Raw genomic sequence first — 18,204 nt, 5'->3', positions numbered from 1 at the left:
TTCAATAAATGTAGTTACATTAATTCATGAAGATCATCTGGGATGAGCCGAAGCGGCTTGCCAATATCGACAAGCACGGCTTGGACTTTGCAGATATCGGCGAGTTCGATTGGGAAAGCACGATTGTCGCGGAAAGCCCGGCAGAGACACCTAACAGCAGGCGTTTCAAGGCGATAGGCTATTTCCGCAACGGAACGGCTGCGGTCATTCGCAACGCTGGGGTCTGAGGCAATATCCATTGTGAGCTTCAGGCAGGCCAGCGAAAAGGAAAGAAGGATGCTGCCGTGGCCAAGACATCTAAAGTGAAGTCCTTTGACGCTGGACGCGGCTACAGCGAAGCTGACTGGAATGCCGTGGATTTTCCGGAAATGACGGAGGCTGAGCTGGACAGCGCCCGGCCAGCCAAAGATGTTCTGCCTGCTGCGTTTTTCAAAGCGATGGACGAGGTTCGTGCGACACGCGGACGTCCGGCACTGGAAAATACGAAAAAACAGATCACGTTGCGGCTGGACGAAGACGTGGTCGCCCGGTTCCGTGAAGGTGGGAAAGGCTGGCAAGGCCGCATGAACGCCGCCCTGCGCAAAGCCGCAGGGCTGTGAGTGAACTTTCGCGGCCAGCCTAATGTAAGAAACTGCAGTTTAATGGCCGACCAGATTAATTTCCAACTTGGCACCTGTCGCTTCCGCGTAACGCCTTAAAGTGTCGATTGAAGGCGACACACCGCCGCCCTCAAGTCGCGCGATTGCAGACTGCGTTGTTCCTATACGACGTGCGACTTCAGACTGAGATAGCTTTGCGCGGGTACGCGCACCAACAAGCGCCTCGATAAGCTGAAACTCGGCGTCAGCCTTCTCATATTCAGCCCGGAATTCCGGATTGCTCATCAGTTTCTTTTTAAGATCGGCAATTTTCGTCATGGCTTTATCTCGCTCATTCGCTGTCTGGCAATTGCCAACGCACCTGCGGGAGTTTTTTGCGACTTCTTTACGAACACATGGAGGACAATGACTCGACGGCCCGTCATGGTTACGTAGATGCCGCGCGCGATACCTTCACTTGCTTTGGCTCGCAACTCCCAAAGCTTGCCCTCGAGATGCTTGACGTGGGGTTCGCGTAAGTGCTCGAGACCGATATTTTCAACAGCCTCCATCAAACGAACAAGTCGTGCCTGAAGCCCAACGGGTAGCGCTTCGATCTCAGAATCTGCCGCTTCGTGCGTTTCGACAGACCATCTCATTTGCGCAATATAGCCGATATGCGATAATTACACAAGAACGGCACCTCACGTCATTGGTGGCCACATCGCTTGAAGCGGGGGATGCTCCGAGGTCAGCTTACCCGCGCCGACCCCTCTTCGTCCCCGCCTTTGCACCGGCTTCATCAAACGAAATAAACACGTTCGTCTGGCGCGATGCGCCGCCGGGGGCGTTGGGGATGGCGACGTTGGGGTTGTTGAAGATGAATTGCGTGCCTGCGGAACCTGCTGGAACATCGACCGGGAAATTGGTGACCTGTGAGTAGATTTCGCCGTCGCCATCCTTCACCGTGACGCGTATCGGCAGGTTGACGCGGCCGGGCTTGGAGAGCGGGCCGGGAACGAGGCGGCCTTGGGCGAGAACGTTTACCGTCAGCGTCGCGTCGCTCATGCTGCAGGAACGTGTCGTATCGGAAAGGGAGGCCTGATAGACCAGCTTGGATGCATCGTCTTTCGCACCGCCAGCATAAACGCGGTGAACGGCGTTGGAATCGAGAATGGTAATGGGTGGGCAATTGGCCTGCACGACGGGGGCAACGGCCTGCGCGGCGGGTGCATTGACGGCCAGCGAGTCCGATGGATTTGAAGAGTTGCAGCCAGCAAGGACGGCCAGAAGCGATATGGCGGCAGACAAACGCAGAATATTACTTGTCACTCTGTTCAACCCTCTAAAAACTATCCCGATACAGGACCGGAGACCTGTTTATTGGCCTTTCATGCCTGTCGGCGATGGTCTATAGCAGCGGCGCTGGAAAAAATCGATTGGTTGTGTTCGGATTTGCCTGAATTTTGCAAAATGCTTCCGAAACCGCCCAAACCAGAGGCATCCGGCGGATAAGATGCTGACGACATTTGCCTGAAAGACGACAAGGGACCATCTCGTGGAATATGTATCGACCAGGGGCAGCGCCCCATCGCTGGGTTTTTCCGACGCGCTTCTGGCGGGTCTGGCGCGTGACGGCGGACTGTATGTTCCGCGCAAATGGCCGACCATGTCCAAAAAGGAAATTCGCGCATTGCGCGGCAAGTCCTATCAGGAAGTCGCCTTCGAGGTTCTTTATCGCTTTACCGGTAACGAAATTCCCGCAGATACATTCCGTGCGATGATTGACGATGCCTATGCGACCTTCCGTCATCCGGCGGTCGTTCCCTTGGTACAGACTGGGCCAAACTCCTATATTCTGGAGCTTTTCCACGGCACGACGCTGGCGTTCAAGGACGTGGCGATGCAGCTTATTGCGCGGTTGATGGATTATGTGCTGACGCAGCGCAATGAGCGCGCAACCATCGTTGGCGCAACATCGGGCGACACGGGTGGTGCCGCTATCGATGCCTTCGCAGGCCGTGACCGCACTGACATTTTCATTCTCTTCCCGCACGGCAAGGTCTCGCCGGTGCAGCAGCGCCAGATGACGAGTTCGACGGCGTCCAACGTGCATGCCATCGCCGTCAACGGTAATTTCGATGACTGCCAGACCCTTGTCAAAGAGATGTTCAACGACGGGAAATTCCGCGATGGCGTCAAGCTGTCGGGTGTGAACTCCATCAACTGGGCGCGCATCATGGCTCAGGTGGTTTACTACTTCACCGCATCCCTTTCGCTGGGTGGCCCGGATCGCAAGATTTCCTTTACTGTGCCGACCGGCAATTTCGGCGATATCTTCGCAGGCTACGTCGCCAAGCAGATGGGACTGCCCATCGACAAGCTGGTCATCGCGACCAATGACAACGACATTCTGGCGCGCACGCTGAAGACGGGTCGCTACGAGATGCGCGGCGTGCATGCCACGACATCGCCTTCGATGGACATTCAGATCTCGTCCAACTTCGAGCGCCTGCTGTTTGAAGCCTATGATCGCGATGCCGGTGCGGTGAAGCGGTCCATGGATGGGCTGAAGCAATCCGGTGCTTTCGACATTTCCGAAAAGGCCATGAAGTTCATCAAGCGTGACTTCCGAGCTGGCCGCGCTACGGAAAAACAGGTTGCCGCCACCATTCGCGATACGCTGGCAGAGACGGGCTATCTTCTGGACCCGCACACGGCAACCGCCGTTTTCGTGGCGAAAAAGCATGAAAAATCAAACGCGCCGATGGTCACTTTGTCCACTGCGCATCCAGCGAAATTTCCCGCCGCTGTAAAATCCGCTTGCGCAATCGATCCCGCGCTTCCACTATGGCTTGCTGATCTTATGAACCGGGAGGAGCGTTTCGATATTCTGGATGCTGAGCTGACCGCCGTGGAAACATTCATCGGCAACCATGCTCGCGCCAAGAGTTAAGTAGCGCGGAAAGACGTGATATGAGTGTAAATGTAACCCGGCTTTCATCCGGGTTGACCGTCGTTACGGAAAGAATGCCACACCTTGAAAGCGTTGCTCTTGGGGTGTGGATCAAATCCGGCTCCCGCAACGAGACCGATGACGAGCATGGCATCGCCCATCTTCTCGAGCATATGGCTTTCAAGGGCACCGCACGGCGCACGGCGCGGCAGATTGCCGAGGAGATCGAGAATGTCGGCGGCGAGGTCAATGCTGCGACATCCACCGAAACGACATCCTACTACGCCCGCGTTTTGAAAGACCATGTTCCGCTCGCCGTCGATATCCTTGCCGATATCCTGACGGAATCGGCCTTCGAAGAGGCCGAGCTTGAGCGTGAAAAGAACGTCATCCTTCAGGAAATCGGTGCAGCGACCGACACGCCTGACGATGTGATTTTCGACAATTTCTCCGGTGTCGCCTATCGCGACCAGACCATTGGCCGCCCCATCCTCGGTACGCCGGAAACGGTGCAATCCTTCACCACCGGCCAGATTCGCCATTATCTGGCGCGCAATTACACGACAGATCGCATTTTCGTCGTGGCCGCCGGTGCGGTGGATCACGACAGCTTCGTCAAGCAGGTGGAGCAGCGCTTTGCCGGTCTGCCGCAATTGCCCGTTGCGACGCCGGTCATGGAAAAAGCCATCTATACCGGTGGCGAAATCCGCGAATCGCGCGACCTTATGGACGCGCAGGTCCTTCTCGGTTTCGAGGGCAAAGCCTATCACGCCCGTGACTTCTACTGTTCGCAAATCCTTGCCAATATTCTGGGCGGCGGCATGTCTTCGCGGTTGTTTCAGGAAGTGCGCGAATATCGCGGCCTGTGCTATTCGGTCTATGCCTTCCACTGGGGTTTTTCCGATACGGGCATTTTCGGCATTCACGCCGCCACCGGCAGCAGCGACCTTCCGGAACTGGTGCCTGTCATCATCGATGAGCTTCGCAAGTCGTCGCAGGAAATTCATCAGGAAGAAATCGACCGTGCCCGCGCGCAAATCCGCGCTCAGCTGTTGATGGGTCAGGAAAGCCCCGCAGCGCGTGCCGGACAGATGGCCCGCCAGATGATGCTTTATGGCCGCCCGATCCCGAACGACGAAATGATGACGCGTCTGGGCGACATCACGACAGAACGTCTGACCGATCTTGCGGGACGGCTGTTTTTCGATAAAGTTCCGACATTGTCCGCCATCGGCCCGCTGGAAAACCTCTCGCCGCTTTCGGACATTACGGCGGAGCTTTCTGCGTCGCCATCCATCAAGATACAAGCAAACGGCTGAAGGCCAAGGGCATGTCCTGAAGCGTGGTGTTGGGCGACAAAATGCTACGTTTTCTTTCCCGTAACAGTGATACGCCGGAACTTCGCAATGCAGATTACCTGCTGAGACTGCCGCGCTATTCCGACTACAGGCAGTGGTACCAGCTGCGGTCGGAAAGCAGGCAATTCCTTCAGCCATGGGAGCCGACATGGCGCAGCGATGAGCTGACCGAAAGCTCTTTTCGCGTGCGGGTCACCCGTAACGGTCAGGAATTTTCCTCCGGCCTCGCTATTTCCATGCTGCTGTTCAGGCAGGATGCCACGCTTCTGGGCGGCATCACCGTTGGCTATATCAGGCGCGGTGCGGCGCAAAGCTGCATGATTGGATATTGGATGGGCCAGCCTTACGCCGCCCAAGGCCATATGTCTGCCGCATTAAAGCTGGTAATACCCTACATCTTCAACGGACTTCAGTTGCACCGTATTGAGGCAGCCTGTATTCCAGAGAACTTCAAAAGCATACGGCTGCTTGAAAACGCCGGATTTCAGCGGGAAGGTCTCTTGCGGGAATATCTGAAAATAAACGGCGAGTGGCGGGACCATGTCATGTTCTCCCTCATCTCCGACAAGCCAAATCCCGGCGGGACGCAGTAGGATAGATGACATATATTAGCCTTGCGTTGCGCCGTTTTGGACGTCTTGTGGCCGCAGCGCGCTTCACGCCTCTGTTGTTGCTCTGCGTATTTTTCGCCGCTGAAGCCCATGCTTTCGAGCCGGTCAAGATTTCCCGCGACGACACCGCGCTCGATCTGACCGCGACCACCGACATTTACGCCAATCAGGGTGAAGCCTTTCAGGTTTCCACCGCCCCCGGCCCGGATGGCATTCGCCGCCGTATCGAAGTACGCGCCTCATCCCCCACGCATCAGGGTGATTGGGCCGTGTTCGCGCTTGCCAACGTGTCGGAAGAGCAGCTGGAGCGCGTCATCGTCGCGCCGCATTTTCGTCTGGTAAATTCCAAACTGTTCTGGCCCGATCTCGGCTCACAGCGCATCATCGCCATTACGCCGAGTGAAGGCTTTGCGCTGGACCGGCAACCGAGCCCGGATGCGGATGTGTTCCGCATCACGCTGAACCCCGGCGCGGTCATCACCTTCGTGGCAGAGCTTTCCACACCACAGCTGCCGCAAATCTATCTGTGGGAACCGGAAGCCTACAAAGACACGATCAATGCGTTCACACTGTATCGCGGCATCGTTCTGGGCATTGCCGGACTTCTGGCGGTTCTTCTGACCATTCTCTTCGTGGTCAAGGGCACGTCCGTTCTGCCTGCATCCGCGGCTCTTTCCTGGGCAGTTCTGGCCTATATCTGTGTGGATTTCGGCTTTCTGGAAAAGCTGATTACCGTTACGTCCAGCGACGAGCGAATATGGCGCGCGGGTGCGGAGGTCGCGCTCGCGTCCAGTTTCGTGGTCTTCCTGTTCACCTATCTGAACCTGAACCGATGGCACGCGCATCTGGGTTACGCGACATTCGCCTGGATCATCGGTCTTGGCGCGCTATTTGGCGTCGCCATCTACGATCCTTCCATCGCATCCGGTATCGCCCGCCTCTCCTTCGCGCTGACGGCGACTGCCGGTATCGTGCTGATCATCTATCTGGGCTTCAACCGCTACGACCGTGCCATTCTGCTTGTGCCATCCTGGGCACTCATTCTGGTCTGGCTGTTTGGAAGCTGGCTCACTGTAACCGGGCAATTGGACAATGACATTGTCCAGCCAGCCCTTGGCGGCGGTCTGGTTCTGATCGTGCTTTTGATCGGCTTCACCGTCATTCAGCATGCCTTTGCTGGCAGTGCCTATCAACAGGGGCTGTTCTCCGATCTGGAGCGGCAATCGCTGGCGCTGACCGGCAGCGGCGATACCGTGTGGGACTGGGACGTGACGCGCGACCGTATCGTGACGACACCGGATGTTTCAGCCAAACTCGGGCTTCAGCCCGGCACCATGCACGGCGCCGCCCGCAACTGGTTGCCGCGCCTGCACCCGGATGACCGCGACCGTTTCAAGGCCACGCTGGATGTGCTGCTGGACCATCGCAAGGGCCGCCTCAACCACGAATTCCGCATTCGCGCCGAAGACGGGCATTTCCACTGGCTGCAAATCCGCGCCCGGCCGGTGCTGGGCTCCAACGGCGAAATCATTCGCTGCGTTGGCACGATCACCGATATCACCGAGCAGAAGAATTCCGTCGAACGGCTGCTGCAGGATGCGCTGAGCGACAATCTGACCGGCCTTCCCAACCGTCAGGTCTTCCTTGACCGGCTTCAATCCGTACTGAACCTTGCACCGGACGGCGAAACCGTGCGCCCGACGGTGATGGCAATCGACATCGACCGCTACAAGCTGGTCAACGACACGCTGGGCATTGCCGCTGGCGACAATATTCTGATTGCGCTGACCCGCCGTCTGCGTCGTCTGTTGAAGCCGCAGGATACGCTGGCGCGTCTTTCCGGCGATGAATTCGGCCTGATCCTCGTATCGGAACGTGATCCCCAGCGCGTGGCGGATTTTGCCGATGCGGTGAACAAGGCCATCATGGTGCCGATCAATTTCGCCAATCGCGAAATCATTCTGACCGCTTCCATTGGTCTCGTCTCTTGGATCGACCAGCAGGAAAATGCCGCCGGTCTGTTGAGCGACGCCGAGCTTGCCATGTACCGGGCCAAACGCGCGGGCGGCAACCGGGTGGAGCCTTTCCGCCCCGCATTCCGCACGTCAGGCACAGACCGTCTGCAAATGGAGAGCGATCTTCGCCGTGCCATCGAGCGCAAGGAACTGTCGCTGGCCTATCAGCCGATCATCAAGCTCGATAATGGCGATCTGGCCGGTTTCGAAGCATTGATGCGCTGGGAACATCCCAAGCGCGGCAACATTCCGCCGAGCGAGTTCATTCCTGTCGCGGAAGCCTCCGGCCTGATCGAGCCGCTGGGCATGTTTGCGCTGGAGCGAGCCGCGACCGATCTGATGGACTGGCAACACGCCATCGACAAGCTGCCGATCTTCATTTCGGTGAATATTTCCAGTGCACAGCTGCTGAACAACGAGCTTTATAACGATGTGCGCAGCATGTTGCAGCGAACCCGTTGCAATCCGGCGCAGTTGAAGTTGGAACTGACCGAGTCCATCGTCATGGAGAACCCGGAACAGGCGCGGCTGGTGCTAGCGAAGCTGAAAGAAACCGGCCTTAGCCTCGCTCTGGACGATTTCGGCACCGGTTACTCGTCCCTCGCCTACCTCACCCGCTTCCCGTTCGATACGATCAAGCTCGACAAGGCGCTGGTGGCCAATACCAGCGACAAGCGCAACGTGCTGCTGCGCTCCATCATCGCCATGGCGCGTGCCTTGGAAATGCAGGTGGTGGCCGAAGGGATCGAGACGCCGGAGGATGCGACCGAGCTTGCCCGCATGAATTGTCACTACGGGCAAAGCTTCCTGTTCGGCACGCCGGATACGCCGGATGCGGCGCTACGGCTGCTGCGTGAGCGTTTTCAGGTTGTCAAGAGAGCCTGATTTTGCTCCGCCTGCTGCTGCGGAGCTGGCTGCCAGCTCTGCTGCTGGTCTTCCGGCACGCGGCCGTGCAACAGCTTGTGCAGGAATTCCAGCTTGTCCACCACGGCTGGCGTCAGCACGAAAGGATATAGGTCGGCCTCCCCCATGCTGCGCTGCATGGAATTCAGCGCGACACTGAGCGGAACCCAGGCGCTGACCAGCTGCTTGGCGCTTCTCGCGCTATAGGGCTCGAAGGCCACATCCGTTTCCAGCTCCTCGTGTCCCTCCGGCTCAATGGCGATGCCGAAAGCATGCGCTGTTTCCAGCGTATCGACGATGTGGAGGTAATGCGCGAAGCACTCCGCGAAGTCTTCCCAAGGGTGAACCGAGGCGTATGAGCTGACATAGGTCTGCTGCCAGCCGGGCTGCGGTCCCTGCTCGTAATTGCGCTTCAACGCCTCGCCATAATCCTCGCGCTCGTCACCGAAGACGGCGCGGCAGGCTTCCAACCGGTTGGCATCGCGCACCAGCTTGTTCCAGATGAAATGGCCGACTTCGTGACGGAAATGACCGAGCATGGTGCGGTATGGCTCGTTCATGTTGCTTTTGATCTGCTCACGCGTCGCATCGTCGGATTCGGCTGCGCGGATGGCGATCAGGCCCTCGTCATGGCCGGTCATCGCGGGAATGATCGAACCATCGGGCGCGACTTCATCCACCAGGAAGTCGAAAACGAGACCACCCTGCGGATCCACATCGCGGTTGGGATGCGGCAGGTTCAGGCGCAACATGGAATAGAACAGGTGACGCTGTGCCTGGCTCAACCGACGCCACTGCTCGATACCCTCTTCCGTCGAAGCGTCTGGAACAAGGCGGTTATGGCTACAGGCCGGGCAGAATTTGTGATCGCTCTGCGCAGGCACCGACCAGTTACAGATGTCGTTGACCTCGTTGGCGCAATAACGGATCTGCCGCTCTGGATTGGAGACCAGCGACCAGTTGGGATCACCCGCAGGCTCCACGGCTTCCATGGAAAGCGTTTCCGGCACGAAGACCAGACGATGGCCACATTTGACGCAAGAACGATTGTCGAAATGGACGGGCTGCCCACAGGCAGCGCAAGAGAAAAGCTGCATTTACCGCTCCAGAAGCGAGCGCCAAGGACGGGAAAGATTTGCTTTCAAACGGTCCGGCGCTGGGAAATTGGGTGATCAGAGATGAAAAAACGCATGTGCCGGTATTAGGCACATGCGTTTTATTAATAACTGCCACGGCCCGAGGGCCGAAGTGACAGGACGTATTACATACGGTCTACGGCGCCCTTGACGGAGTCCTTGGCCTTGCCAACCGTCTTCTGAACTTTGCCCTTGGTTTCCTGTGCAGCACCTTCGGCGCGCATACGGTCATTACCTGTGGCAGAGCCGACGCTCTTCTTTACCTTGCCAGCAACTTCATTGGCTGTGCCAGCGACTTTATCGGATGTGCTACCCATGGTATTTCTCCCTAGTTTCTAACCAGACATGGCGCTGGCAACCGGGGTAAAAACGTCAGGCATAACGTTTGGTTCCGCTAAATTTTATTTGCCTCAAGCATGACCTGCTTCGGCAGAGAGCATGCGCGGGTCGACGCCCATCAGGCCAAGCGCGCGCTCATACTTGTTATCAAGCGTGCGGTCGAAGATCAGTTCTTCCGATGCGGGGCAGTTCAGCCAGCCATTGCTGGCGATTTCATTTTCCAACTGTCCCGGTGCCCAGCCTGCGTAACCCAGCAACATGGTGGCCCTGTCAGGCCCGCGCCCGCTGGAAATGGCACGCACGATATCCAGCGTCGAGGTCAGCGAAATATCATCGCTCACGGGAATGCTGGATTCGCTGTTGTAATCATCCGAATGCAGCACGAAGCCGCGACCGGATTCCACCGGCCCGCCGCACTGGATTGGGAATTCGCGAGTGCGGTTGGGCAGCATGATGGCGTCATTGCGGTCCATCATCTTCAGATGCAGCAGCACGTCTGTAAAGGTGATCTGCTGTGAACGGTTGATGATGAAGCCCATGGCGCCCGCATCGGAGTGGGCGCAGATATAGACCACGGACCGCTCGAACGCGCCGCCTTCCAGTCCCGGCATAGCGATGAGAAAATGGCCGTCCAGGAAGCCTCTTTCTCTCTTGTCCATCAGGGTCGAAAAGGTCACTGGCGCCTCCGGTCTGCGGTACTCTGGCGTGAAACAGGTACGGCATAGTGGTTGGTCATCGGCCAAGGATGCGGCATAGATGCCAATCAATCAACCGAAAATGATGAATGAGTTAAAATCGTAACTGGTCCGGGGGCGGATGTTAGGCTAGACCGAAAACATGAACGCCAAGGTCTCTATCTCCATACGTGCATCCCTGTCAGCGCTTGCTCTCATGCTTGCAACGGCATCCACATCCCGGTTGGCTCATGCCGATATAACCGACTGGGAGCAAAGCGAAGGCGGGCGCATGCGCGTCGTCAGCCTTCCCGCCGATGCCAATGGCCGCATCGAAGCGGCATTGCAGATCGACCTCAAACCCGGCTGGATCACCTATTGGCGAGAGCCGGGCGAAGCGGGCATTCCGCCCAAGATCACGCTCGATCCGGAAAGCGGCGCGACCCTGTCCTCCCTCTCCTTCCCGGTCCCCAAGCTCATAGAGAATGGCGACCTCAAGGATATCGGCTACGACCGGTCCGTCAGCCTGCCCTTCGTGCTTCAGGCACAACCCGGCTCTGATGATGCCAATGCGCGTATGACAGCCTTCATCGGTGTTTGCCTCAACATCTGCATTCCTTTCGAAGCCAGCTTCGAAATCCGCAAGGACCATGGAAAGATGGCGACGGCGGAAGAGACCGAAGCCGTGCAGACCGCCAAGGCCACCTTGCCGGAAGAGGCAACGGATGACTTCAAGGTACAAAGCTTCCACATAACGCCTGACAAAACGCTGCTGGGTGTAGAGTTGCGCTTGCCCGAAGATGCGCCGAAAGAAACGGATATTTTCGTCGCCGGCCCATCCGGCTATGCCTATTTCGAGCCGCAGAATATGGTGCGCGACAAGCGCAAGCTGACCTTTTACATGAACATCAAGGGTCTGCCGAAATCCTATAATCCCAAGGGTCAGCGCTGGACCATTCTAGTCAAATCCGGTGAGCGGGTGATGGAAGCCCCGCTTGATTTTCCGCAATAACACATGCGGAAAATCGCTGGCAAGTTGGCGATTTCATCCTCTATAGTCGCGCCGCATCATTGCCACAGGAGCGATATTATGACCATCAAGATTGGCGACAAACTTCCATCCGCGACATTCAAGGAAAAGACCGCAGACGGCCCGGTTGAAACCACCACGGACGCCCTTTTCGGCGGCAAAAAAGTCGTCGTCTTCGCCGTTCCCGGCGCGTTTACTCCCACCTGCTCGCTCAACCACCTGCCCGGCTATCTCGAAAACCGCGACACGATTCTGTCCCGCGGCGTGGATGATATCGCCGTGATCTCGGTCAACGACTGGCACGTCATGGGCGCATGGGCGCAGTCTTCTGGCGGACAGGGCAAAATCCACTTCCTCGCAGACTGGGACGCGTCCTTCACCAAGGCGCTGGGCCTCGATGCCGACCTCTCCGCAGGCAGCCTCGGCGTGCGCTCCAAGCGTTACTCCATGCTGGTGGAAGACGGCGTGGTGAAGTCTCTGAATGTTGAGGAAAACCCAGGCCAGGCTACGGTTTCCTCGGCTGCTACGATGATCGAGCAGCTTTGATTTGATTTTTCCAGGTCATCCTAGGCCTTGTGCCTGGGATTTTCCAACGTCAACGCAATCTCGCATATGCAGATGCTCGGCGTTATCAGGCGGCTGACCACCGCCACGCCACTTTTCGTCATCAACTCTGTTGCATTAAGTCGTCTCTGAGCCTTGCGTTTATAGTTATGATAATTTTCCGCATGGTTGCGGCGATGGCGACGATTGGCGGCTTTCCGCTTTCGATAAGGCGTTTGTAGAAGGGGGCAAATTGTCCCTTTCCCTGAGCGGCGCACATTGCCGGCATGAACAGAGCAGTTTTGACCTGAGGTCTTCCGCCGCGCTGTCGTCGCCGACCCTTGGCGTTTCCGCTTTCACTTGGATGTGGGGCGGTTCCTGCCAGAGCTGCGGCCTGGCGGCGATGCAGGGAGCCGAGTTCAGGCATCTGGGCAACAAGGCTTACGGCACTGATCGTGCCAACGCCGCTCACCGTTGTGCAAATCCTGATACGTCGGGCAAGATTGACGCTTCTGGCAACGAGCGCAGCGATTTGGGTGTCGAGCATGTCTATCTGGCGCTTGATGGTGGCGAGCATGGCTTTGAACGATGCAGCCACGGCCTTGGTGCCCGGCGCACCCGCTCTATTCTGCTCGGCGACTTTGAACGCCACAAGATCGGCCCGGCGCCGCACAAGCGCCTGTAATTCAACGTCATCGGGGTCTGGTGCGTGCCATAACGCCAGTCTTGCCCATCGCTCATAACCATAGGCGGTCATGTGTGTCGCGTCGATGGCATCGCTTTTGCCCAAAGTTCCGAGAGAACGGATATAGGCTTTGAGCTTCATCACATCGGCACGGTGGCAGGCGATGCCCGCCTTGACGCACGCCTCTAGAAGCATGAGTTCGTAGCCACCGGTCTGCTCGCATATGATAAAGTCGGGCTGCATCGCCTTGAGCAGCTTACGGATGCCGCAGCGATCGTTGGCAAAGGTGATGATGCGTTTCCCATCGCTGACAACAAGATTGTCCTTGGCGACATCGACGCCGAGGCAGTGAAGGGGTGGTGTGTGCAAAAAGTCCATAGGTCTGCTATCCTTTGCAGGCTTCGGATTGTTTGCGGGCGTGGCAATCAGCGGCCCAATCAACTCTCCAAGCGGTGAAGCAAAGGCGGCAGGGAGCCTTGATGACGTGGGGTGTAGTCCCAATCCTCGGACGGTCGCCTGCTGCCGGGACTGCGCGCTGTGAAGGGCGCGCAGTCCCGCACCGACAATAGCTTGATAGCAGCAAACAATCCTCGGGCTTGTCCCGAGGATCTAACGAACCACAACGTCAAATGTGGTCAGATCCTCGGGTCAAGCCCGAGGATGACGTTAGAGAAACGCGCGACATCATCATCCCCACCTCCCCGCAAAACACGCCATGCTTTCGCCGTAATTGTTATATCATTACAGTAACTATATAACATTATTGTGAGCATTCCATGCTGCATCATTTCTCTCCACGGCATCTGTTGCGACAGTCCGCCATCACTCGCCTTCTCATCGCTCTCGTCATCCTCTTCCCACTCTGGCTTGCCATTCACTGGGCGGTGCTGCTGTCATGAGTGGCGCTGCGGTTCTGTCCATCGACAATCTGACTGTGGCCTATGACCGGCATCCGGCGGTGCATCACGTCTCCGGCAGCTTTAGCAAGGGCAGCCTGACGGCCATTGCCGGGCCGAATGGGGCGGGCAAGTCCACGCTGCTGAAGGCCATCATTAGCGACGTCAAGGTATCTGAGGGCTCCATTACCCATGCGCTGAAGCGAACCGACTTTGGCTATCTGCCGCAGGCAGCCGATATCAACCGGCGCTTTCCGATTTCCGTTCTGGAAACCGTGTTGCTGGGCACATGGAAAACCGCCGGTGCCTTCGGCTCTATCAGCAAGCAGCAGGCGGCGCTTGCGCAAGAGGCTCTCGCCACCGTTGGTCTTGCGGGCTTCGAGCGCCGGTCGATTGGCGCGCTGTCTGCCGGTCAGTTTCAGCGCGTGCTGTTTGCCCGGCTGCTGATGCAGGATGCCAGCGTCATTCTGCTGGACGAGCCCTTCACCGCCATCGATGCCCGCACCACGCGCGACCTTCTGGACATCGTTGCCCGCTGGCATGGTGAAGGCCGCACCGTGGTTGCGGTGCTGCATGATTTCGATCAGGTGCGGGCGCATTTCCCAGAGACATTGCTGATTGCTCGCGAGCTGATCGCTTGGGGCCAGACCCAGCAGGTGATGTCGCCGGTCAATCTCATGCGCGCGCGCATCATGGCTGAGCGCTGGGATGACAATAGCGAGATTTGCGAGCCAGCAGCATGACGGCCTATGATATTTTCCTCGCGCCGTTCCAGGATTACGGCTTCATGCGCCGCGCGCTCGTCGCCTGCTTCTGCCTTGCTGCAGGGGCAAGCCCGATCGGCGTGTTTCTGATGCTGCGCCGTATGAGCCTGATGGGTGACGCGCTGAGCCACGCCATCTTGCCGGGAGCCGCCATCGGCTACCTCATTGCCGGGTCGCTATCGCTGACGGCAATGGGCTTCGGCGGCCTGATTGCTGGCCTCTCCGTCGCGCTCCTGTCCGGCATCGTCAGCCGCATCACGCCCCTGCAGGAGGATGCGAGCTTTGCCAGCTTCTATCTGGCTTCTCTGGCGCTCGGCGTGCTGATCGTGTCCCTGCACGGGTCGAATGTCGATCTTTTGCATGTGCTGTTCGGCACCATTCTCGCTATCGATGCGCCAGCGCTCTACCAGATCGGCGCCATTACCTCCCTGACGCTGATCGTTCTCGCCATCATTTACCGTCCTCTGGTCAGCGAATGTTTCGACCCCGGCTTCCTGCGGGCCGTTGGCGGGCGTGGGCCGGTCTATCACGTCATTTTTCTGGTGCTGGTGGTCATCAATCTGGTTGCGAGTTTTCAGGCGCTCGGCACCTTGATGGCGGTGGGGTTGATGATGCTGCCTGCGGCTATCGCCCAACTCTGGACGCGCAGCCTGCCCGCCATGCTGATCCTTGCTGCGTTGAGTGCCGCCATCTCCGGCTATGTCGGCCTTGTCGTGTCCTACCATTTCGAGCTGGCCTCTGGCCCCACCATCATCATGGCTGCAACCTGCCTTTACGGGCTGTCCATTCTGGCAGCACCGGCGGGTCTTGCAGGACGTTTTTTCACCCGCCCGCATTTGAAGGGCTAACTGGAGACCTGCCAATGTTGTCCCGTAATCTTCTGCTGACTGCCGCAATACCCGCCTTCATTGCCTTCGCCTCCCCGCTTTCTGCGGCGGAGCTGAAGGCCGTCGCCTCCTTCACCGTGCTGGCTGATGTGGTCAAGCAGGTGGGCGGCAACCACGTTACCGTCACCAGCCTCGTCAAGCCGGATGGCGACCCGCATGAATTCGAGCCGTCTCCATCCGATGCGAAAAGCCTGAAAGCCGCCGATGTCGTCTTCGTCAGCGGTCTTGGTCTTGAGGGATGGATGGACCGGCTGATCTCCGCCTCCGGTTACAAGGGAACGCCGGTCAATGTCTCCGAAGGTATCAAGACGCGCAGCATGGAAGAGGACGGCAAGACCGTGACCGATCCGCATGTCTGGAACAGCCCGGTCAATGTCAAAATCTGGGTGCAGAACATCGAAACCACCCTCTCTGCCGCCGACCCGGCAGACAAGGCAGATTTCAAGGCCAACGCCGAGGCCTACTTGAAGAAACTGGATGAGCTGAACACCTTTGCCCATGCGAAATTCGACAGCATCCCGGAAGATCGCCGCAAGGTGCTGACCAGCCACGATGCCTTCGGCTATTTCGGGCGCGAATACAAGGTGACGTTCCTGTCGCCTCTGGGCGTTTCAACCGAAACCGAAGCCTCTGCCGGAGACGTGGCCAAGCTGATCGAGCAGATCAAGGCGGAGCATGTGAAGACCTACTTCTTCGAAAATTCCAACGATCCACGTCTGGTCAAGCAGGTGGCCAAGGCAACCGGTGCGCAGCCGGGCGGCGAACTTTACGTGGAATCGCTTTCCAAGGCCAAAGGCCCTGCGCCGACCTATGAGAAGATGTTCCGCTATAATGTCGAGCAGATCGCGACGGCAATGAACAAGTCCAGCTGATAACGGCGGCGCGGTCACACCGTGTCGGGAATAGCAGGGGCGAGCTAGCGCCCCTGCACCCGATATCCTCGCCCTTGTGGCGAGGATCAAGTGATGGTGAGGGTAGTTTGCCGACTCACTCCGCCATATCGAAAACCAGCAATCCCGCTGCACCGCCATCGGTCAGGCCGATCAGGCGTTCGCCGACATCGATATGCTGGGGATGGGCGAGATATTCGTCGCGGGCCTCGATGCTTTCCAGCTTGATGATGAAGCCATCCAGAAAGCCGCCATTCAGCCCTTCGGACGAAACGTTCTGTCCGCATTTCACCTCGACAATGCCGGGAATGACATCCTTGAGGGCGGTGATCGCTTCGTAAATCGCCTGCTTTTCGGAAGTCGTTGCGGCAGATTTGAAGCGCACGAAAACGCAATGCAAGATCATGGGGTGTCCCTCTCATGCCTGACTACACAGGCTTTATGCTTTTATAGCCTTTGGAATAACAAGGCTTAGGGAAGATAGGTCGCGAATGGCGATGCGCAACCCCAGTAAAGCACCTATTCATCACCGCCGTTTGAACGGCTCCATGCCTTTGCGGGCCAGTTCATCGGCACGTTCGTTTTCCGGGTGGCCGGCGTGGCCTTTGACCCAGTGCAGGGTTACCTTGTGCCGCTCCCGCGCCGTTTCCAGCGCCTGCCAAAGCTCGACATTCTTGACGGGCTTATTGTCAGCTGTCTTCCAGCCCTTTTTCTTCCAGCCGAAAATCCACTTGGTAATGCCGTCCTTCACATAGGCGCTGTCGGTGTAGAGATCGACCTCGCAGGGCGCTTTCAGCGCGTTCAGCGACTGGATGGCAGCCATCAACTCCATGCGGTTGTTGGTGGTTTCCGCCTCGCCGCCGCAGAGTTCTTTTTCGGTCTCGCCGTAGCGAAGAACCGCGCCCCAGCCACCCGGGCCCGGATTGCCCGAGCAGGCGCCATCGGTGAAAATATCGACATGCTTCATGCGACTGCCAGCCCGTATTCCGCAACGTTGGAGACCGCACGGTGGAAGCGCAGCTTGCGCAGATATTCCAGCGGGTCTTTCTTCACCACCAGCGCACCCTCCGGGGTCGTCAACCAGTCATAGAGACGGGTAAGGAAGAAGCGCAGCGCCGAACCGCGCGCCAGAAGCGGCAGCGCATCAAGCTCCGCCTCGCTCAAAGGCCGCACAGACTGGTAGCCTTCCAACAGCGCCTTGCCCTTGGTGACATTGTAGGAACCGTCTTTCTCAAAGCACCATGCGTTGAGGCAGATCGAGACGTCATAGGCGAGGAAATCATTGCAGGCGAAATAGAAGTCGATCAGGCCGGAAAGTTCATCGCCGAGGAAAAAGACGTTGTCCTGAAACAGATCGGCATGGATGACGCCAGCGGGCAGATCCTTCGGCCAACGGGCGGCGAGGTCATCGAGATCGGCACGGATTTCCTGCTGCAAACCCTTTTCGACCTCATCGGCGCGAGCTTCGGATTTGTCCCAGAGCACCTTCCAGCCTTCGACTGATAGAGCGTTCGGACGTTTGAGTTCAAAGCCCTCACCGGCCAGATGCATGGCAGCGAGTGCCTTGCCCACTTCACGGCAATGGCGAGCCTCCGGCTTGCGCAGCCACATGCCCTCCAGAAACGAGATCAGCGCGGCGGGACGGCCTGATAATTCACCCAGAAGCTCGCCATCGTGGCGCGGCAATGGCAGGGGACACGACAGACCTTTTGCAAACAAATGCTGTTTCAGACCCAGAAAGAACGGCAGATCGGACTTTTCCACCCGCTTTTCGTAAAGCGTCAGAATCAGCGGGTCTTTGGTGGTGTGCAGCAGAAAATTGGTGTTTTCGACACCTTCGGCAATACCCTTATAGGATGTCAGCGCGCCGACATCATATTGGCCGAGAAAATTCTTCAGGTCGTCTTCGCTGATATCGGTGTAAACTGCCAATTTATGA

At 57.8% G+C, this 18,204-nt stretch carries 21 protein-coding genes and 1 pseudogene; 12 read left to right on the top strand and 10 right to left on the bottom strand.

What is annotated here, in order from left to right:
• Window positions 1-26: 26 nt before the first annotated feature.
• Window positions 27-306 (top strand): annotated as a pseudogene (locus ABUK73_RS03800) (BrnT family toxin).
• The gene (locus ABUK73_RS03795; protein WP_353576103.1) at window positions 285-599 is read left to right on the top strand and encodes a BrnA antitoxin family protein; all 315 of its coding nucleotides are present in this window, start codon (window positions 285-287) and stop codon (window positions 597-599) included. Before ABUK73_RS03800 ends, ABUK73_RS03795 begins: the two are co-directional and overlap by 22 nt.
• A gap of 39 nt (window positions 600-638) precedes the next feature.
• Here ABUK73_RS03795 and ABUK73_RS03790 read toward each other — a convergent pair whose 3' ends face one another.
• From ABUK73_RS03790 to ABUK73_RS03780, 3 genes are all read right to left on the bottom strand, one after another.
• On the bottom strand, window positions 639-917 hold the full coding sequence (locus tag ABUK73_RS03790; RefSeq protein ID WP_113088625.1) for a helix-turn-helix domain-containing protein: 279 nt from the start codon (window positions 915-917) through the stop codon (window positions 639-641).
• Window positions 914-1,237 carry a type II toxin-antitoxin system RelE/ParE family toxin gene (locus ABUK73_RS03785; RefSeq protein WP_353576102.1) on the bottom strand — a complete coding sequence of 108 codons (324 nt, stop codon included), beginning with the start codon at window positions 1,235-1,237 and terminating at the stop codon, window positions 914-916. The genes ABUK73_RS03790 and ABUK73_RS03785 overlap by 4 nt, the downstream gene beginning before the upstream one ends.
• Window positions 1,238-1,334: 97 nt before the next feature.
• Window positions 1,335-1,889 (bottom strand): PilZ domain-containing protein, encoded by a 555-nt coding sequence (locus ABUK73_RS03780; protein ID WP_353576451.1) that lies wholly within the window; start codon window positions 1,887-1,889, stop codon window positions 1,335-1,337.
• Between the two features lie 247 nt (window positions 1,890-2,136).
• On the opposite strand from ABUK73_RS03780, the gene thrC reads away from it, so the two are divergent.
• The 4 genes from thrC to ABUK73_RS03760 are packed head-to-tail and all read left to right on the top strand — an operon-like array spanning window position 2,137 to window position 8,403.
• Entirely contained in the window at window positions 2,137-3,534 is a 1,398-nt protein-coding gene (gene thrC, locus ABUK73_RS03775) for a threonine synthase (RefSeq protein ID WP_353576101.1), read from the top strand.
• Between the two features lie 20 nt (window positions 3,535-3,554).
• Window positions 3,555-4,853: a M16 family metallopeptidase gene (locus ABUK73_RS03770; protein WP_353576100.1), complete on the top strand. Its 1,299-nt coding sequence runs from the start codon at window positions 3,555-3,557 to the stop codon at window positions 4,851-4,853.
• Between the two features lie 41 nt (window positions 4,854-4,894).
• Complete coding sequence (locus tag ABUK73_RS03765; RefSeq protein WP_353576099.1) at window positions 4,895-5,485, top strand: GNAT family N-acetyltransferase; 591 nt, start codon at window positions 4,895-4,897, stop codon at window positions 5,483-5,485.
• A 5-nt stretch (window positions 5,486-5,490) separates the two neighbouring features.
• Window positions 5,491-8,403, top strand: a complete 2,913-nt coding sequence (locus tag ABUK73_RS03760; RefSeq protein WP_454892321.1) for an EAL domain-containing protein — start codon at window positions 5,491-5,493, stop codon at window positions 8,401-8,403.
• On the opposite strand, the gene ABUK73_RS03755 is transcribed toward ABUK73_RS03760, so the two are convergent.
• The 3 genes from ABUK73_RS03755 to ABUK73_RS03745 form a co-directional block, all read right to left on the bottom strand.
• The gene (locus ABUK73_RS03755) at window positions 8,382-9,518 is read right to left on the bottom strand and encodes a zinc-binding metallopeptidase family protein (RefSeq protein ID WP_353576098.1); all 1,137 of its coding nucleotides are present in this window, start codon (window positions 9,516-9,518) and stop codon (window positions 8,382-8,384) included. The genes ABUK73_RS03760 and ABUK73_RS03755 overlap by 22 nt on opposite strands.
• Window positions 9,519-9,682: 164 nt before the next feature.
• Complete coding sequence (locus ABUK73_RS03750) at window positions 9,683-9,874, bottom strand: CsbD family protein (RefSeq protein WP_111840630.1); 192 nt, start codon at window positions 9,872-9,874, stop codon at window positions 9,683-9,685.
• 93 nt (window positions 9,875-9,967) lie between these two features.
• Window positions 9,968-10,573, bottom strand: a complete 606-nt coding sequence (locus ABUK73_RS03745; RefSeq protein ID WP_113088632.1) for a YqgE/AlgH family protein — start codon at window positions 10,571-10,573, stop codon at window positions 9,968-9,970.
• Between the two features lie 160 nt (window positions 10,574-10,733).
• Here ABUK73_RS03745 and ABUK73_RS03740 point away from each other — a divergent pair, with 160 nt between their 5' ends.
• Window positions 10,734-11,582 carry a protein-disulfide reductase DsbD domain-containing protein gene (locus ABUK73_RS03740; RefSeq protein WP_353576097.1) on the top strand — a complete coding sequence of 283 codons (849 nt, stop codon included), beginning with the start codon at window positions 10,734-10,736 and terminating at the stop codon, window positions 11,580-11,582.
• 78 nt (window positions 11,583-11,660) lie between these two features.
• Window positions 11,661-12,146, top strand: a complete 486-nt coding sequence (locus tag ABUK73_RS03735) for a peroxiredoxin (protein WP_353576096.1) — start codon at window positions 11,661-11,663, stop codon at window positions 12,144-12,146.
• A gap of 121 nt (window positions 12,147-12,267) precedes the next feature.
• Here the strand turns inward: ABUK73_RS03735 and ABUK73_RS03730 are convergent, their stop codons facing one another.
• Window positions 12,268-13,206 carry an IS110 family RNA-guided transposase gene (locus tag ABUK73_RS03730; protein ID WP_353576095.1) on the bottom strand — a complete coding sequence of 313 codons (939 nt, stop codon included), beginning with the start codon at window positions 13,204-13,206 and terminating at the stop codon, window positions 12,268-12,270.
• 398 nt (window positions 13,207-13,604) lie between these two features.
• Between ABUK73_RS03730 and ABUK73_RS03725 the strand changes: the two genes are divergently transcribed.
• From ABUK73_RS03725 to ABUK73_RS03710, 4 genes are read left to right on the top strand one after another with little or no spacing between them, the layout of a single operon-like run.
• A complete protein-coding gene (locus ABUK73_RS03725; RefSeq protein WP_353576094.1) occupies window positions 13,605-13,727 on the top strand; it encodes a hypothetical protein in 123 nt (40 codons plus the stop codon).
• Complete coding sequence (locus tag ABUK73_RS03720; RefSeq protein ID WP_353576093.1) at window positions 13,724-14,467, top strand: metal ABC transporter ATP-binding protein; 744 nt, start codon at window positions 13,724-13,726, stop codon at window positions 14,465-14,467. Before ABUK73_RS03725 ends, ABUK73_RS03720 begins: the two co-directional genes overlap by 4 nt.
• The gene (locus ABUK73_RS03715) at window positions 14,464-15,336 is read left to right on the top strand and encodes a metal ABC transporter permease (RefSeq protein ID WP_113088635.1); all 873 of its coding nucleotides are present in this window, start codon (window positions 14,464-14,466) and stop codon (window positions 15,334-15,336) included. The genes ABUK73_RS03720 and ABUK73_RS03715 overlap by 4 nt, the downstream gene beginning before the upstream one ends.
• Before the next feature lie 14 nt (window positions 15,337-15,350).
• Window positions 15,351-16,247: a metal ABC transporter substrate-binding protein gene (locus ABUK73_RS03710; protein ID WP_113088636.1), complete on the top strand. Its 897-nt coding sequence runs from the start codon at window positions 15,351-15,353 to the stop codon at window positions 16,245-16,247.
• A 115-nt stretch (window positions 16,248-16,362) separates the two neighbouring features.
• On the opposite strand, the gene ABUK73_RS03705 is transcribed toward ABUK73_RS03710, so the two are convergent.
• The 3 genes from ABUK73_RS03705 to ABUK73_RS03695 all read right to left on the bottom strand — a co-directional run bounded on the left by ABUK73_RS03705 (window position 16,363) and on the right by ABUK73_RS03695 (window position 18,197).
• Window positions 16,363-16,671 (bottom strand): Dabb family protein, encoded by a 309-nt coding sequence (locus ABUK73_RS03705; RefSeq protein ID WP_353576092.1) that lies wholly within the window; start codon window positions 16,669-16,671, stop codon window positions 16,363-16,365.
• Window positions 16,672-16,791: 120 nt separating this feature from the next.
• On the bottom strand, window positions 16,792-17,232 hold the full coding sequence (gene rnhA / locus ABUK73_RS03700; RefSeq protein WP_113088638.1) for a ribonuclease HI: 441 nt from the start codon (window positions 17,230-17,232) through the stop codon (window positions 16,792-16,794).
• Window positions 17,229-18,197 carry a homoserine kinase gene (locus tag ABUK73_RS03695; protein WP_353576091.1) on the bottom strand — a complete coding sequence of 323 codons (969 nt, stop codon included), beginning with the start codon at window positions 18,195-18,197 and terminating at the stop codon, window positions 17,229-17,231. The genes rnhA and ABUK73_RS03695 overlap by 4 nt, the downstream gene beginning before the upstream one ends.
• Window positions 18,198-18,204 lie beyond the last annotated feature (7 nt).

The organism is Agrobacterium vacciniicorymbosi, from assembly GCF_040427045.1.
Classification (GTDB): Bacteria; Pseudomonadota; Alphaproteobacteria; order Rhizobiales; family Rhizobiaceae; genus Agrobacterium.
Note: the sequence above shows the minus strand (reverse complement) of the source record. Positions and strands in the feature narration are given on the sequence as shown.

What these genes read in the sequence shown, in the direction of transcription:
- ABUK73_RS03790 (WP_113088625.1), bottom strand. Translation starts at nt 917, where the DNA reads ATGACGAAAATTGCCGATCTTAAAAAGAAACTGATGAGCAATCCGGAA.
- ABUK73_RS03785 (WP_353576102.1), bottom strand. Translation starts at nt 1,237, where the DNA reads ATGAGATGGTCTGTCGAAACGCACGAAGCGGCAGATTCTGAGATCGAA.
- ABUK73_RS03770 (WP_353576100.1), top strand. Translation starts at nt 3,555, where the DNA reads ATGAGTGTAAATGTAACCCGGCTTTCATCCGGGTTGACCGTCGTTACG.
- ABUK73_RS03765 (WP_353576099.1), top strand. Translation starts at nt 4,895, where the DNA reads ATGCTACGTTTTCTTTCCCGTAACAGTGATACGCCGGAACTTCGCAAT.
- ABUK73_RS03760 (WP_454892321.1), top strand. Translation starts at nt 5,491, where the DNA reads ATGACATATATTAGCCTTGCGTTGCGCCGTTTTGGACGTCTTGTGGCC.
- ABUK73_RS03755 (WP_353576098.1), bottom strand. Translation starts at nt 9,518, where the DNA reads ATGCAGCTTTTCTCTTGCGCTGCCTGTGGGCAGCCCGTCCATTTCGAC.
- ABUK73_RS03750 (WP_111840630.1), bottom strand. Translation starts at nt 9,874, where the DNA reads ATGGGTAGCACATCCGATAAAGTCGCTGGCACAGCCAATGAAGTTGCT.
- ABUK73_RS03740 (WP_353576097.1), top strand. Translation starts at nt 10,734, where the DNA reads ATGAACGCCAAGGTCTCTATCTCCATACGTGCATCCCTGTCAGCGCTT.
- ABUK73_RS03735 (WP_353576096.1), top strand. Translation starts at nt 11,661, where the DNA reads ATGACCATCAAGATTGGCGACAAACTTCCATCCGCGACATTCAAGGAA.
- ABUK73_RS03730 (WP_353576095.1), bottom strand. Translation starts at nt 13,206, where the DNA reads ATGGACTTTTTGCACACACCACCCCTTCACTGCCTCGGCGTCGATGTC.
- ABUK73_RS03725 (WP_353576094.1), top strand. Translation starts at nt 13,605, where the DNA reads ATGCTGCATCATTTCTCTCCACGGCATCTGTTGCGACAGTCCGCCATC.
- ABUK73_RS03720 (WP_353576093.1), top strand. Translation starts at nt 13,724, where the DNA reads ATGAGTGGCGCTGCGGTTCTGTCCATCGACAATCTGACTGTGGCCTAT.
- ABUK73_RS03715 (WP_113088635.1), top strand. Translation starts at nt 14,464, where the DNA reads ATGACGGCCTATGATATTTTCCTCGCGCCGTTCCAGGATTACGGCTTC.
- ABUK73_RS03710 (WP_113088636.1), top strand. Translation starts at nt 15,351, where the DNA reads ATGTTGTCCCGTAATCTTCTGCTGACTGCCGCAATACCCGCCTTCATT.
- ABUK73_RS03705 (WP_353576092.1), bottom strand. Translation starts at nt 16,671, where the DNA reads ATGATCTTGCATTGCGTTTTCGTGCGCTTCAAATCTGCCGCAACGACT.
- rnhA (WP_113088638.1), bottom strand. Translation starts at nt 17,232, where the DNA reads ATGAAGCATGTCGATATTTTCACCGATGGCGCCTGCTCGGGCAATCCG.